This window comes from Curvibacter sp. AEP1-3 (assembly GCF_002163715.1).
Taxonomy (GTDB): domain Bacteria; phylum Pseudomonadota; class Gammaproteobacteria; order Burkholderiales; family Burkholderiaceae_C; genus Allorhodoferax.
In genome coordinates, this window is the sequence record NZ_CP015698.1 from 1242112 (window position 1) to 1257347 (window position 15236).

General features: G+C 53.7%; 16 protein-coding genes and 1 tRNA gene. All 17 read right to left on the minus strand.

Translation table 11 applies throughout. The features are described 5' to 3' along the window. The 17 genes from AEP_RS05870 to AEP_RS05950 all read right to left on the minus strand — a co-directional run bounded on the left by AEP_RS05870 (nt 1) and on the right by AEP_RS05950 (nt 15199). The gene (locus AEP_RS05870; protein WP_087494522.1) at nt 1-1476 is read right to left on the minus strand and encodes an NADH-quinone oxidoreductase subunit M; all 1476 of its coding nucleotides are present in this window, start codon (nt 1474-1476) and stop codon (nt 1-3) included. 12 nt (nt 1477-1488) lie between these two features. Beyond that, complete coding sequence (nuoL, locus tag AEP_RS05875) at nt 1489-3507, minus strand: NADH-quinone oxidoreductase subunit L (protein WP_087494523.1); 2019 nt, start codon at nt 3505-3507, stop codon at nt 1489-1491. Between the two features lie 4 nt (nt 3508-3511). After that, nucleotides 3512-3820, minus strand: coding sequence for an NADH-quinone oxidoreductase subunit NuoK (nuoK, locus tag AEP_RS05880; RefSeq protein WP_087494524.1), 309 nt, complete (start codon nt 3818-3820; stop codon nt 3512-3514). After that, complete coding sequence (locus tag AEP_RS05885) at nt 3817-4455, minus strand: NADH-quinone oxidoreductase subunit J (RefSeq protein ID WP_087494525.1); 639 nt, start codon at nt 4453-4455, stop codon at nt 3817-3819. The genes nuoK and AEP_RS05885 overlap by 4 nt, the downstream gene beginning before the upstream one ends. A 25-nt stretch (nt 4456-4480) precedes the next feature. Next, nucleotides 4481-4999 (minus strand): NADH-quinone oxidoreductase subunit NuoI, encoded by a 519-nt coding sequence (gene nuoI / locus AEP_RS05890; RefSeq protein ID WP_087494526.1) that lies wholly within the window; start codon nt 4997-4999, stop codon nt 4481-4483. A 13-nt stretch (nt 5000-5012) separates the two neighbouring features. Next, nucleotides 5013-6089, minus strand: coding sequence for an NADH-quinone oxidoreductase subunit NuoH (gene nuoH, locus AEP_RS05895; protein ID WP_087494527.1), 1077 nt, complete (start codon nt 6087-6089; stop codon nt 5013-5015). After that, entirely contained in the window at nt 6086-8209 is a 2124-nt protein-coding gene (gene nuoG, locus AEP_RS05900) for an NADH-quinone oxidoreductase subunit NuoG (protein WP_087494528.1), read from the minus strand. Before nuoG ends, nuoH begins: the two co-directional genes overlap by 4 nt. Nucleotides 8210-8222: 13 nt before the next feature. Beyond that, nucleotides 8223-9575, minus strand: coding sequence for an NADH-quinone oxidoreductase subunit NuoF (gene nuoF / locus AEP_RS05905; RefSeq protein WP_087494529.1), 1353 nt, complete (start codon nt 9573-9575; stop codon nt 8223-8225). Continuing rightward, on the minus strand, nt 9572-10063 hold the full coding sequence (gene nuoE, locus AEP_RS05910) for an NADH-quinone oxidoreductase subunit NuoE (RefSeq protein ID WP_087494530.1): 492 nt from the start codon (nt 10061-10063) through the stop codon (nt 9572-9574). Before nuoE ends, nuoF begins: the two co-directional genes overlap by 4 nt. Beyond that, nucleotides 10060-11313 carry an NADH-quinone oxidoreductase subunit D gene (locus AEP_RS05915; RefSeq protein WP_087494531.1) on the minus strand — a complete coding sequence of 418 codons (1254 nt, stop codon included), beginning with the start codon at nt 11311-11313 and terminating at the stop codon, nt 10060-10062. Before AEP_RS05915 ends, nuoE begins: the two co-directional genes overlap by 4 nt. Nucleotides 11314-11324: 11 nt before the next feature. Next, nucleotides 11325-11933, minus strand: coding sequence for an NADH-quinone oxidoreductase subunit C (locus AEP_RS05920; RefSeq protein ID WP_087494532.1), 609 nt, complete (start codon nt 11931-11933; stop codon nt 11325-11327). A gap of 8 nt (nt 11934-11941) precedes the next feature. Continuing rightward, nucleotides 11942-12421, minus strand: coding sequence for a NuoB/complex I 20 kDa subunit family protein (locus AEP_RS05925; RefSeq protein ID WP_087494533.1), 480 nt, complete (start codon nt 12419-12421; stop codon nt 11942-11944). A gap of 4 nt (nt 12422-12425) precedes the next feature. After that, nucleotides 12426-12785: an NADH-quinone oxidoreductase subunit A gene (locus AEP_RS05930; RefSeq protein ID WP_087494534.1), complete on the minus strand. Its 360-nt coding sequence runs from the start codon at nt 12783-12785 to the stop codon at nt 12426-12428. Between the two features lie 64 nt (nt 12786-12849). After that, a tRNA-Leu gene (locus tag AEP_RS05935) sits at nt 12850-12934 on the minus strand. A 117-nt stretch (nt 12935-13051) separates the two neighbouring features. After that, nucleotides 13052-13411, minus strand: coding sequence for a preprotein translocase subunit SecG (gene secG, locus AEP_RS05940; protein WP_087494535.1), 360 nt, complete (start codon nt 13409-13411; stop codon nt 13052-13054). A gap of 25 nt (nt 13412-13436) precedes the next feature. Then, nucleotides 13437-14189, minus strand: a complete 753-nt coding sequence (gene tpiA / locus AEP_RS05945; RefSeq protein ID WP_087494536.1) for a triose-phosphate isomerase — start codon at nt 14187-14189, stop codon at nt 13437-13439. After that, on the minus strand, nt 14186-15199 hold the full coding sequence (locus tag AEP_RS05950; protein WP_087494537.1) for an NAD(P)H-quinone oxidoreductase: 1014 nt from the start codon (nt 15197-15199) through the stop codon (nt 14186-14188). Before AEP_RS05950 ends, tpiA begins: the two co-directional genes overlap by 4 nt. Nucleotides 15200-15236 lie beyond the last annotated feature (37 nt).

A 15236-nucleotide genomic window follows, 5' to 3' on the forward strand; every position in this document is an offset into this window, starting at 1 on the left:
TCAGTTCAATTTGGAAATGGCAACATGCTTCAGCAGTTCTGCCACCGACACGTCCATCACATCCGTGAAGGGCTTGGGATACAAGCCCATAGCGAGCACCGCAATTGCCAACAAGCCAAGCATCAGAAATTCACGGGCGTTGATGTCTGTGAGTTCTTTGACATCATCATTGGTTACAGGTCCCAAGTACACGCGTTTGAACATCCAAAGCGTGTATGCCGCACCGAAAATCAGGGCACTGGCTGCCGCAAAACCAATCCAGAAATTGAACTTGACTGCACCCAGAATGACCATCCACTCACCGACGAAGCCTGCAGTTCCCGGCAAGCCGCAGTTCGCCATGGCAAACAGTAAGGCAAAGGCAGCAAACTTGGGCATGGTGTTCACGACACCGCCGTAGCTGGCAATTTCACGGGAGTGAACACGGTCGTACAACACACCAATAGAGAGGAACATGGCGCCGGACACAAAACCGTGCGCGATCATCTGCACCAATCCACCTGAAACACCCAAGTCATTGAAGATGAAAAAGCCGAGGGTCACAAAACCCATGTGCGCAACAGACGAATAGGCAACAAGCTTTTTCATGTCCTGTTGAACCATCGCGACCAGGCCCACATACACAACGGCAATCAACGACAGCGCCACCATGAAGCCGCCATAGGCATGCGCAGCATCAGGTGCGATAGGCATTGAGAAACGCAAGAAACCGTAGGCGCCCAGTTTCAACATGATTGCAGCCAGCACTGCAGAGCCACCCGTAGGTGCTTCCACGTGCACGTCAGGCAGCCAAGTGTGGACGGGCCACATGGGAACCTTCACGGCGAAGGCCGCAAAAAATGCAAAGAACAGCAGCGTTTGTGCCGTCTGCCCCAAGGGCAGCGCATGCCACTTAGCCAGTTCAAAGCTACCGCCCGACTGGGTGTAGAGGAAAATCAACGCAATCAGCATCAACAAAGAGCCAAGGAGCGTGTACAAGAAAAACTTGAACGCTGCATAGATCTTGTTGGGACCACCCCAGATACCGATGATCAGGTACATCGGGATCAAGGTCGCCTCAAAGAACACATAAAACAGCATGCCGTCCAACGCGGAAAACACACCGATCATGAGCCCACTCAATATGAGGAATGCGCCCATGTATTGATTCACGCGCTGGGTAATCACCTCCCATGCGGCAATCACGACGATCACCGTGATAAACGCGGTCAAGGGCACAAACCAGAACGAAATGCCATCCAACCCGAGGTGGTAATTGACATTGAAACGTTCAATCCAAGGAACGTTCTCAACAAACTGCATGGCGGCTGTGCTGTTGTCGAACTGCCCGTACAAAGGCAGGGTCAACAACAAGCTCACAACGGCACCGATCAACGCCACCCATCGCACTGCATTGGCCTGCTCATCACGCCCGAGCGCAAGCAGCAAAACACCAAAGGCAATCGGCACCCAAATAGAAAGGCTCAACAAACCCATATTCTTTTTCTCCTACTTGAGCCAGACGAAATATGTCATCAACACAAACACGCCGAGAATCATGATCAGCGCGTAGTGGTACAGATATCCGGACTGAGCCTTGCGAACCAAACCGGAAAACAGTCCCACCAGCTTCCAGGAACCATTGACAACAGCACCGTCAATCAACGCCTGGTCGCCGACTTTCCAAAGCCCGGTACCGAGCATGCGTGCACCACGTGCCAGAATGTTTTCATTGATCCAGTCGAGGTAATACTTGTTCTCCAACAGGGTGTAGACCGGCTGGGCCACACGCTTGATGGCGGCGGGTATGGCTGGATACATCATGTAGAAAACATACGACGTCACCACACCGGCAATGGCCAACCACAGTGGCAGGGTTGTAAGCGAGTGCAACGCCATTGCTGCGGCTCCATGGAACTCGGCAGACAACTCTTCCATCGCGGGATGCAGTTCGTGATTGACGAAAATCACACCCTTGAAGAAGTCCCCATGCAACATGGGTTCAATCGTGAAATAACCGATCAGGACCGACGGAATCGCCAAGAGGACAAGGGGTACCCACACCACCCAAGGAGATTCATGTGGCTTCGCGTCATGGTGATGATCATGGCCGTGATGGTCATCATGGTGCGCGTCGGGGTTCTGATCGAATCTCTCCTTGCCATGGAACACCAAGAAATACATCCGGAAGGAGTAGAACGCTGTCACGAACACACCGGCGAGGACCGCAAAATTCGCAAATCCAGCTCCTGGCAAGTGACTTGCGTGGACAGCCTCAATGATGCTGTCCTTGGAGTAGAAACCCGAGAAGAAAGGCGTACCAATCAAGGCCAGCGATCCCAGCAAGGAAGTAATCCAAGTCACTGGCATGTATTTACGCAGACCACCCATCCAACGAATGTCCTGGTTGTGGTGAACGCCCATAATCACCGAACCCGCACCCAAAAATAGCAACGCCTTGAAGAACGCGTGGGTCATCAAATGGAATACTGCAACAGAGTAGGCCGAGACGCCGAGGGCGACCGTCATGTACCCGAGCTGGGAAAGCGTGGAATAGGCCACCACACGCTTGATGTCGTTTTGGATGATCCCGAGGAAACCCATGAAAAGCGCGGTGATGGACCCGATTACCAAGATGAAGTTGAGGGCCGTATCACTTAGCTCGAAGAAAGGAGACATGCGGGACACCATGAAGATGCCGGCGGTCACCATGGTTGCCGCGTGAATCAACGCAGAAATGGGTGTGGGACCTTCCATGGAGTCAGGCAACCACACATGCAGTGGGAACTGCGCAGATTTACCCATGGCCCCAATGAACAGACAGATGCAAATCACCGTGACCAACATCCAATCGGTACCCGGAAACACCAGCGTTGACAGATCGGCAGATTTTGCGAACACCTCAGAGTAATTGAGGCTACCGGTATAGGCACCGATCAAACCGATGCCAAGAATGAAACCAAAGTCACCTACCCGGTTGACCAGGAAGGCCTTCATGTTGGCAAAGATGGCTGTCGGCTTGTTGAACCAGAATCCGATCAACAAATAAGACACTAGGCCCACTGCTTCCCAACCGAAAAACAACTGCAACAGGTTGTTGCTCATGACGAGCATCAACATGGAGAAAGTGAACAGGGAGATGTAGGCAAAGAAGCGGTTGTATCCCTCATCCTCCTCCATGTAACCGACGGTGTAGAGGTGCACCATCAGCGAAACGAAGGTAACCACACACATCATCATGGCAGTCAAGGAGTCGATCAGGAAGCCGATCTCCATCTTCAAACCGCCGACGACCATCCACGTGTAGATCGTTTCGTTAAAACGTGCACCGTCGTTCACCACAGACATCAAGGTCATCGCAGACAAGACGAATGCAACGAAAACACCCAGAATGGTGAGGCTGTGACTGAGCTTGCGGCCAATCCAATTACCACCAAATTTAGTACCGAACACACCGGCAAGAACCGCACCTGCCAACGGTGCAAGAGGCACCGCTAGCAATGTCGAAGCAGAAAGGGTCTGGCTCATTCGATTAGCCCTTCAAGGTATTGAGCTCATCCACGCTGATACTGGACTTGTTACGGAACAACAAGACCAAAATCGCAAGGCCGATGGCAGACTCAGCAGCAGCAACGGTCAAGATGAAGAAAACAAAAATCTGACCGTGCATGTCGTGCAGGTAGTGAGAGAAAGCCACAAAGTTGGTATTGACAGCCAACAACATCAGTTCGATTGCCATCAGCAACACGATCAGGTTCCGCCGATTCAGAAAAATTCCGACCACGGACAGCGCGAAAAGCATCGCGCCCAACGAAAGAAAATGTCCAAGGGTCAAGATCATGCTTTTGGCTCCGAAACTTCAGCAACTGGCGCAACCGCTGCTTGGGTTGCGTCCATTTTGACGACGGTCATACGGTCTGCAGAACGAACACGGACCTGATCGCCAGGGGAGACGTATTTGCTGTCTTTGCGCGCACGCAATGTCAAAGCGATAGCAGCAATCATCGCTACCAACAAAATGGCAGCTGCCACCTCAAGCTGCACCAGATATTGCGTGAAAAGCAACTTGCCCAGTTCCTTGGCATTGTTCGCTTCGGCAGCGGTCGCTACAGCATTGGGATCATCGACGACGCGGAATCCGCCCATCAAGACTGCGGCCATTTCCAGTGCGATCACTACACCGACGATGGCAGCCAGAGGGAAATGCTTCCAGAAGCCGACGCGCAGGTTCTCAACGTTGATATCCATCATCATCACGACGAACAGGAACAACACCATGACAGCACCCACATAGACCAGCACCAGCGTGATGGACAGGAACTCGGCCTTCAACAGCATCCAGATCATGGCGGCTTGGAAAAAGGTCAGGACCAGATACAGGGCTGCATGCACCGGATTCCGAGCTGTAATTACGCGGAATGCGGCGAATAGCAACACCGCAGAAAAGACGTAAAAAAGTCCAGTCGTTACGTTCATGATTCAAGGGCTTTCTTGCGGCAATTCATCGGTATTTGGCGTCAGCCTGCTTGTTGGCAGCAATCTCGGATTCGTAGCGATCACCGACTGCCAGCAACATGTCCTTGGTGAAGTACAAGTCGCCACGCTTCTCACCGTGGTATTCCAAAATGTGGGTTTCAACGATGGAATCAACTGGGCAACTTTCTTCACAAAAGCCGCAGAAGATACACTTGGTCAAGTCGATGTCGTACCGTGTTGTACGACGGGAACCGTCATCGCGAACATCCGATTCAATCGTGATCGCCATGGCAGGACAAACAGCCTCACACAGCTTGCATGCGATGCATCGCTCTTCGCCGTTTTCATAGCGACGCAAAGCGTGCAATCCGCGAAAACGAGGAGAAAGAGGAGTTTTCTCTTCAGGGAATTGAACCGTTACCTTGCGACGGAACAAGTAGCGTCCAGTTAAAGCCATTCCCTTCATCAGCTCCAGCAAAAGGAAGCTGCTCAGGAAATCCTTCAAAGAAAATGCAGTTGTAGAACGTTGAATAGTTGCGGTCATTTCGATTGCCCTTTCAATTCCAGATGTTGAAAGGTGTCTGCATCCAGACGCCAACCACCAGCAGCCAGACCAGAGTCACAGGAATAAATACCTTCCAGCCCAGACGCATGATTTGGTCGTACCGGAATCGGGGAAAAGTCGCGCGAATCCAGATGAACAGGCTAACCATGAAAAATGTTTTGGCTCCTAACCAGATCCATCCGGGGATGAAATCCAGGGCAGCCACCGGTGAATACCAGCCGCCCAAGAACATCACTACCGCCAAAATGGAGACCAGCCACATGTTCACGTACTCGGCCAAATAAAACATGGCAAAGGACATTCCCGAATACTCAACCATGTGTCCCGCAACGATCTCAGCTTCACCTTCGACGACGTCAAACGGGTGGCGGTTGGTCTCTGCCAGGCCGGAAATGAAATACACCACGAACACGGGCAGCAAAGGCAGCCAATTCCAAGACAAGAAACTCAGGCCCTTGTCTGCGAAATAACCTTTGCCCTGACCCAGCACGATCTCAGTCATGTTCATGGAACCTGCGACCATCAGGACGATGACCAAGCAAAACCCCATCGCGATTTCATAGCTCACCATTTGCGCAGACGCGCGCAAAGCCCCCAGAAAGGAGTACTTGGAGTTGGAGGCCCACCCGGCGATCACAACACCGTACACCTCAAGCGAGGTGATGGCCATCAAGAAAAGCAAGCCGGCATTAATGTTTGCCAACGCCACATCGGGACCAAACGGAACTACCGCCCAGGCCGCCAACGCGGGCATGATGGTCAGAATGGGGCCGATGAAAAACAACCCCTTGCTCGCCGCGGTCGGCACCAAAATTTCCTTGGTCAGTAATTTGAGGGCGTCGGCAATAGGTTGCAACAGACCACCGGGGCCCACACGGTTCGGCCCGAGGCGCACCTGCATCCATCCCAAATATTTGCGCTCCCACAAAGTGAGATATGCGACAGCGCCCATCAGCGGCAAAACCAAGACGACAATCTTGATGAGTGTCCAAATTACCGGCCATATCGCAGCAGCCCAAGCAGGTGCCGCAAACAAGCCCAATCCGAAGTTGTAGATTGCATCGATCATGCGGCCACCTCTTGTGCAGCGCGCGCATCGGCAGTCAACTGCAATGATCCGGAGCGGCGCACCATGCCGTCCAACTGATAAATGCTGGCTACGGCTGGCCGGACTTCAGCGGGGGTCAAATCAATACTGCCGTTGAAGGTATTGTTGAGCCGATCTGTTGCGACGGTTTTGCTATCAATTCCGGTCGTGGCCATCGCGGACAGCACGTCCTGCGTAGATTCGAAACTCATCCCTGGCACATCCAGCAAATTAGCCAATACGCGCAATACCTTCCATGCGGGACGGGTCTCACCCAGGGGTTTGACTACCGCATGGAAGCTTTGAACACGTCCTTCAGCATTGGCGAAAGAACCGGATGTCTCAGTGAATGGCGCAATGGGGAGCAGCACATCACTGAAGGTCATGTTCGATTTGAATGGACTTAAGGTCACTACCATTTCAGCACCCATCAAGCCTTGCTTGGCAGCTGCGCCGGTTGCTGAATCAAACTCAGGCTCCACATTCAACAAGATTGCTGCCTTGAGTGCACCGGTCAGCATCTGACCTGCACTAAATCCATCAGCGGCTGGTAATGCACCAACTGCATAGGCACCCACTGTGTTGGCGGCTTCCGTCAAGAACCCTACTGTCGCACCTGTCTGAGCGCCAATCCAATTGGCAATGGTCGCCAAGCTGCTGGATTTGGCATGGTGAGCGACAGCGTTACCCAACAAAATGGCCTTGCGCTCACCACCCAGCAGCGAAGCAGCAACAGCCCGCGCAGCGTCTGTTGCTGTTCCCGATACGGGTGCTTGTACGCCAGCTTGCTCGCCGACTGCTGTAGCAATGTCGGCCAAGGCTTGAGCCCACACCGCGGACTCAATCACTTGCATGGAAGCCAGCGGCATAGCCCAGTCTTGAGCAGAATCTGCAATCGCATGTACACGGGCTCCCGCCTTGCAAGCTTGGCGGATGCGTTGAGCAAACAAGGGGTGGTCCTTGCGGAGATTTGCGCCCACAACTAACACACGCTGCAAAGTACTCAAAGCCGAGATAGAGGTACCCAAATAAGGAACACCATTTGGACGTGCAAACTCTGCGTGGCGCAAACGGAAATCCACACTGTCGGATCCGAAGCTATTCATGAGGCTTTTCGCCAAGAAAAGCTCTTCAAGCGTGCTGTGCGGGCTTACTAAAGCACCCACAGTATTCGCACCATGGTTGGCCTTAATCTGCTTCATGCCATTGGCGACATACTCGAGGGCGGTTTGCCAGTCGACCGTCTTCCATTCACCACCCTGCTTGATCATGGGCGATGTCAAGCGATCAGCACCGTTCAAAGCTTCGTAAGAAAACCGATCCCGATCCGCAATCCAGCACTCGTTGACCGCTTCGTTTTCCAGCGGAACTACCCGCATCACCTGGTTATTCTTGACCTGAACAATCAGATTGGCGCCCGTCGAATCATGGGGGCTCACTGACTTGCGTCGAGACAATTCCCAAGTCCGTGCGCTGTATCGGAATGGCTTGCTAGTCAATGCACCGACCGGGCAGATATCGATCATGTTGCCGGAAAGTTCGGAATCAACACTTTGACCGATGAACGTTTCAATTTCGGCATGTTCCCCGCGGTGTGACATACCCAATTCCATGACGCCGGCCACTTCTTGACCGAAACGCACGCAACGTGTGCAATGGATGCATCGGCTCATTTCTTCCATGGAAATGAGGGGCCCCACGTCTTTGTGGAACACGACTCGCTTCTCTTCTTCGTATCGGGAAGAAGATCCACCATAGCCTACCGCCAAATCCTGAAGCTGGCATTCACCGCCTTGATCGCAGATCGGGCAGTCTAGCGGGTGATTGATCAAGAGAAACTCCATCACAGACTTTTGCGCCTTGATAGCTTTGTCGCTCTTGGTTCGGACAATCATTCCGTTGGTGACAGGAGTTGCACAGGCCGGCATTGGCTTGGGCATTTTTTCCACGTCCACCAGACACATACGGCAGTTCGCCGCAATGCTCAGTTTTTTGTGATAACAAAAATGGGGGATATAGGTGCCCGCCTTGTCGGCAGCATGCATCACCATGCTGCCTTCAGCAATCTCCACCTTCTTGCCGTCGAGTTCGATTTCAATCATCTTGTGGACTCGCTCAAACGTAAGCTGGGACCATGCAGGTCTTGTGCTCAACGTGGTACTCAAATTCATGACGGAAATGCTTGATCATGGCGCGCACAGGCATCGCCGCCGCATCACCCAACGCGCAAATCGTGCGGCCTTGGATGTTCTCTGCAACGTTATCCAGCAAATCCATGTCACTAGGACGACCTTGTCCACCTTCGATGCGGTCAACCATGCGAGACAACCATCCCGTACCTTCACGGCAAGGCGTGCATTGTCCGCAGGATTCATGCATATAGAAGTAACTCAAACGCTGAAGCGCTTTGACCATGCAACGGGTTTCATCCATGACGATCACTGCACCCGACCCCAACATGGAACCGGCTTTTGCGATCGAGTCGTAGTCCATCGTGCATTCCATGATGATGGAAGCGGGCAATACAGGGGATGAAGAACCTCCGGGAATAACCGCCTTGAGGTTTCGACCACCACGCACACCGCCAGCCAACTCCAATAGTTTGGAGAAAGGAGTTCCCATCGGAATTTCGTAGTTCCCGGGGCGCTCCACGTCACCACTCACAGAGTAAATCTTTGTCCCGCCGTTATTGGGCTTTCCACACTCGAGATAGGCCTGACCACCATTGCGAATGATCCATGGAACGGCCGCGAAGGTCTCTGTATTGTTGATGGTCGTCGGCTTGCCATACAAGCCGAAGCTTGCCGGGAACGGTGGTTTGAATCGTGGCTGGCCCTTTTTCCCTTCCAAGGACTCCAGCAACGCGGTTTCTTCACCGCAGATATAGGCACCGAACCCGTGCGCCGCATGCAACTGAAAACTGAAGTTGCTACCGAGAATGTTGTCACCCAGAAAGCCGGCGGCTCTTGCCTCTTCCAGTGCCGCTTCGAAGCGATCGTAGGACGCGAAAATTTCACCGTGGATGTAGTTATACCCGACAGTAATTCCCATCGCGTAAGCTGCAATCGCCATTCCCTCAATCACTATGTGCGGATTGAACTGCAGGATGTCACGATCTTTGCAAGTACCAGGTTCACCCTCGTCAGAATTGCAAACCAAGTACTTTTGACCTGGAAACTGACGGGGCATGAAGCTCCATTTCAATCCAGTCGGGAAACCGGCACCGCCTCGACCACGCAAGCCGGACTCTTTGACAGTGGCAATGACCTGGTCTTGTGTCAGACCCTCACCGCCATCCTTGCCCAGAATCTTGCGAAGCGCCTGATAGCCGCCACGTGCCACATAGTCCTGCAAGCTCCAATTGGATCCATTCAAACCCGCATAAATCTGTGGATTGATGTGACGGTCATGAAAGCAAGTCTCAGTGCCCTTGGCACTGAACTTCGCCAAAATCGTATCTGCGCTCATGCTTGTCCTTCCGAGGCACGCAGTTCGTCGACCAGTTGGTCCAGCTTGTCGTTCGACATAAAGCTGCACATTGCACGATCGTTCACCAACATCACTGGCGAATCTGCGCAGGCACCCAAGCATTCACTCTGTTGCAGAGTAAACAGACCGTCGGGTGTTGTCTCACCCATTTGAATACCCAATTTGGATTCCAGATGGTGCAGCGCCTTTTGTCCATCACGCAATTGACAAGGCAAGTTTGTGCAAACGTTCAGTTTGAATTTACCAACGGGACGTTGGTTGTACATGTTGTAAAAAGTGGTCACCTCATGGACAGCCATAGGTGCCATGCCGAGATGCTCGGCAATCACTTTCTCGCTCTCGGCACTGACGAAACCCAGTTCTTGCTGAACGATGGCCAAACAAGCCATCACTGCAGATTGCTTTTGATCTGCAGGGTACTTGGCGACTTCGCGATCAAAGCGCGATTTGGTGGAAGCGGAGATCATCGATCAATCTCTCCAAAAACGATATCCATGGTTCCAATAATGGAAACGGCGTCAGCGATCATGTGACCCTTTGCCATCTCGTTCAAGGCGGCGAGATGCACAAAGCCCGGTGGACGGATCTTCAAACGATAGGGTTTGTTTGCTCCATCGCTCACGATGTAGATGCCGAATTCACCCTTCGGGTGTTCTACAGCTGCGTAGGCCTCACCTTCGGGAACGCGGAAGCCTTCGGTGAACAACTTGAAGTGGTGAATCAGCTCTTCCATGCTGGTCTTCATCGCTTCGCGCGATGGAGGTGCAACCTTGTGGTTGTCAGTAATCACCGGACCGGGGTTGGCTTTCAACCAATCGACGCATTGCTTGATGATGCGATTGGATTGCTTCATTTCTTCCATGCGCACGAGGTAACGGTCGTACACGTCACCTGTCTTGCCCACTGGAATATCAAACTCTACTTTATCGTAGGCATCGTACGGTTGCTTCTTGCGCAGATCCCATGCAATGCCGGAACCACGCAACATTGGGCCGGAAAAGCCCATGTTCAAAGCGCGCTCTGGTGAAACGATACCAATATTGACAGTACGCTGTTTCCAGATACGGTTCTCGGTCAACAGCGTGTGGTACTCGTCAAGGCACGCAGGGAAACGTTGAGCGAAGTCATCGATGAAGTCCAACAGCGAGCCTTGGCGGTTGCGGTTGAGCTCCTCGACACCTTTGGCATTCCGAACCTTGCTGGCCTTGAATTGCGGCATCGTGTCAGGCAGATCACGATAGACGCCGCCCGGGCGGAAATACGCCGCATGCATACGGGCGCCACTGGCCGCCTCATACATGTCAAAAAGGTCTTCGCGCTCACGGAAGGTGTAGATGAGGATGGTCGAGCTGCCGCAATCATTCCCGTGCGAACCCAACCACATCAGATGGTTCAGCAAACGGGTGATTTCGGAGTACATGACGCGGATGTACTGCGCACGAATGGGCACTTCAATACCCAGCAACTTTTCGATGGCCAGGCAGTAGGCATGCTCATTGCACATCATCGACACGTAATCCAACCGATCCATGTAGGGAAGCGACTGGATATACGTCTTGCTTTCGGCCAGCTTTTCAGTAGCCCGATGCAACAAACCGATGTGCGGATCTGCGCGTTGGATAACTTCGCCGTCCAACTCGAGCACCAAGCGCAAAACTCCGTGCGCCGCAGGGTGCTGCGGGCCGAAGTTCAATGTGTAGTTCTTAATTTCAGCCATGCGTCAACTGCTTACTGCAGGCCTCCGTATTTGTCTTCACGAATGATGCGAGGCGTTATTTCACGCGCTTCAATCGTTACCGGCTGGTACACCACTCGCGCTTGCTCCGCGTCATAGCGCATTTCCACGTGACCGGTCATAGGAAAATCTTTGCGGAAGGGGTGGCCGATGAAGCCGTAATCCGTCAGGATACGGCGCAAGTCGTCATGCCCTTCAAAAATGATGCCAAACAAATCGAATGCCTCGCGCTCAAACCAGTTGGCCGAATTCCAGATATCGTTCACGGAAGCCACCAAGGGCATATCGTCAACTGGCGCCATCACTTTGAGGCGCAGCCGCTGGTTCAAGCTGATGGACAGCAGGTGACTGACGACTGCATAGCGGGGACCATCGTAGGCACCCTCTTTGTATTCAGAGTAATCAACGCCGCAAAGATCTATCAACTGCTCGAATTGGCATCCTGGCGCAGTACGCAGAATCTCGGCTGCGGCGTGGTAGTGCTGAGCAGAAACCAGAACCGTAACCTCGCCCAGAGCGATGTCGATGTGCTTCACTTTGTCGCCCAATACAGCCTCGACAGCTGCTTTGGTGACTTCGGGATGAATTGCAAAAGTGGTCATAGACAGCCTTACGCCCGGGCAATCGTCTGAGTACGACGAATTTTCTGCTGCAGTTGCAATATGCCGTAAAGCAGCGCTTCTGCGGTGGGGGGGCAGCCAGGCACGTACACATCAACAGGAACGATACGATCGCATCCGCGGACTACCGAGTAGCTGTAGTGATAGTAGCCACCACCGTTGGCACACGAGCCCATGCTGAGAACCCAACGGGGCTCTGACATCTGGTCGTACACCTTGCGGAGTGCGGGGGCCATCTTGTTGCAAAGGGTGCCCGCCACGATCATCAAATCGGATTGGCGGGGGCTTGCGCGAAACACCTCTGAGCCGAAGCGGCTGATGTCGTAGCGCGCTGCAGCGGCATGCATCATCTCCACAGCACAGCAGGCCAACCCGAAGGTCATGGGCCAAATAGAACCGGTTTTTGCCCAATTCACAACCGAGTCGTAACTCGTCGTGACGAAGCCTTCATTCAAAACGCCTTCAATCATTGCGTTACTCCCAGTCCAGAGCGCCTTTTTTCCACATGTAGACGAATCCGATGGTCAAGATAACCACAAACTCGACACCGATCAGGAACCCGAAGAGACCAAGTTCCTTGAGAGATACCGCCCATGGAAACAGAAAGGCTGTTTCCAAGTCAAACAAGATAAACAAAATCGCGACGAGGTAGTACCGAACGTCGAACTTCATCCGGGCATCTTCAAATGCCTCGAAACCGCATTCATAGGGGGAGTTTTTTGCCGCATCGGGCTTGTTGGGCCCGAGTATGTAGCCGAGCACCTGAGGCACCACACCGATGCCGATACCGACCAAGATGAACAGCAGAACGGGGAGATATTGATCGAGGTTCATCTTGAAATTCTGATCACCGTGAATGCCCGCTACAGGGGTAGGACCCGCGCAAGCTGATTTTTTCTGGTGCCGTCGGCGAGACTCGAACTCGCACAGCTTTCGCCACTACCCCCTCAAGATAGCGTGTCTACCAATTTCACCACGACGGCGGCTCTCAGCTGATGAATTTGCGTGAGGAGCCTTTCGGCATTTGCTTATTCACCAGCCCTAGAGTTTACCCTGAATTTCCCCTCTTCACAGCGGGGGGAAGGGTTTTAAAAGGAGGTTTATTTCGCTGGAATCTGTGCCGCGCCCGATGCAGGGGTCGCAGGTGCAGTTTCGGCCACGGGCGCAGCGGCCGGTGCCACTACAGCTGCGCCTTCCAGGACCGAACCGGAACTGGCAGGGCGCAAGTTGCCGAAGTATGCCAATGCAAGAGTGGAGACAAAAAACACGGTCGCCAACACGGCGGTGGTGCGGGAGAGAAAGTTGGCACTTCCACTGGCTCCAAACAGGCTACCGGAACCGCCGCTGCCAAAAGCAGCGCCCATGTCAGCACCCTTGCCGTGCTGCACCAGGATCAACCCGATCATGGCTACTGCAGCCAGCAATTGGACAGTCAAAATAATGGTGATAACGATGTTCATAAACTACTCCTAAATTCAAATTCAATCAGGCTGCCGACGCGGCAGTGATGATGGTTAAAAAGTCTGCCGCCTTGAGTGATGCACCGCCCACCAAGCCGCCATCAATATCCTTCTGCGCCAGCAATTGCTGAGCATTGGCTGCATTCATGCTGCCCCCGTACAAGATGTGAACGCGGTCCGCATGAGGCGTAGCCGCTGCCAGCTGCCCACGCAACACTGCATGGACTTCTTGCGCCTGCTCAGGGGTGGCGGTCTTGCCGGTGCCAATCGCCCAAACAGGTTCATACGCCACCACAATTTCACTGATGCAATGTCCATTGGCATGAATCACAGCAGCCAATTGACGCTTCACCACTTCCACTGTTTTGCCGGCTTCACGCTCTTCCAAAGTTTCACCCACACACACGATGGGCGTCACACCAGCTGCCAAGGCCTTTTGCGCTTTGGTCGCAACGATGGCATCGGTTTCGCCATGGTATTGACGACGCTCGGAGTGGCCGACGATGGCATATTGCACACCGTGGTCACGCAACATGGCTGCCGATGTCTCGCCGGTGTAGGCACCTGAATCAAATGCAGACACGTCTTGCGCCCCCACAGCAAGCGCGCCCACCGGTTTAATTACTGAAATGACCTGGTGCAAATACGCTGCCGGCACACATACCGCAACCAAACAGGAGGCCGCAGGCAAGCCGGCATGCAGTTGGTCCAGCAAAGCCGCGTTTGCAGCCAGGCTACCGTTCATCTTCCAGTTGCCGGCAATCAATTTCTTTTTCATGCGGGTTCCCAATTCAAAACTAGCTTTCCGATATGCGCATTGCTCTCCATCACTGCATGCGCTTGTGCTGCAGCCTCTGAAGTCTGTGCGGCACCTACAGCAAACACCTGATGTACGACAGGGCGAACGTTTTTGCCCGCCAAGAGCGGCCAGACATGTTTGCGCAAAGCGCTGGCGATCGCCGCCTTGAAGGCCACAGGCCGTGCACGCAAAGTGGAACCCGTGACAGTCAACCGTTTACGCAATATCAAACCGGCATTGACTTCAGACTGCACACCGCCTTGCACGGCAATGATGACCAATCGACCGTCATCGGCAAGGCACTGGACTTCCTTGGCCACATAAGGCCCGGCCACCATGTCCAGGATGACATCGACACCACGCCCACCCGTGATTCGCAACGCTTCCGCCTCGAAATCCTGGGTGCGATAGTTGATCGCGAAGTCGGCACCCAATTTCAGGCACGCCGCGCACTTCTCATCCGATCCGGCTGTTGCAATGACGGTAGCGCCCAGCGATTTGGCCAACTTGATCGCTGTGACCCCGATACCACTGGTACCACCCTGCACCAGCAAGACCTCACCGGATTGCAAGCGGCCACGCTCGAACACGTTGCTCCACACCGTGAAGTAGGTTTCCGGCAGACCTGCTGCTTCCACGTCAGACCAGCCCTCAGGCACTGGCAGGCACTGGGCTACAGGAGCTACACACAACTCGGCGTAGCCTCCACCCGCTACCAGCGCGCACACACGATCTCCGGGACGGAAACCGGCTTGCGCCAAGGCCTCGGCATCACCTTCGACGATTGTGCCCGCCACTTCCAGACCCGGGATGTCGGATGCGCCTGCAGGTGCCGGGTACTTACCCAACCGCTGCAACACATCGGGCCGGTTGACGCCACTGGCGCTCACATGGATGCACAACTCCCCTGCCCCGAACTTCGGCGCAGGGCGATCCACCAGACGCAAAACGTCCGGCGCACCGGGAGATGTGATTTCAAATGCTCTCATATCGAATCGACCGGCAGCGCTCGCCAAGTATGCGCGA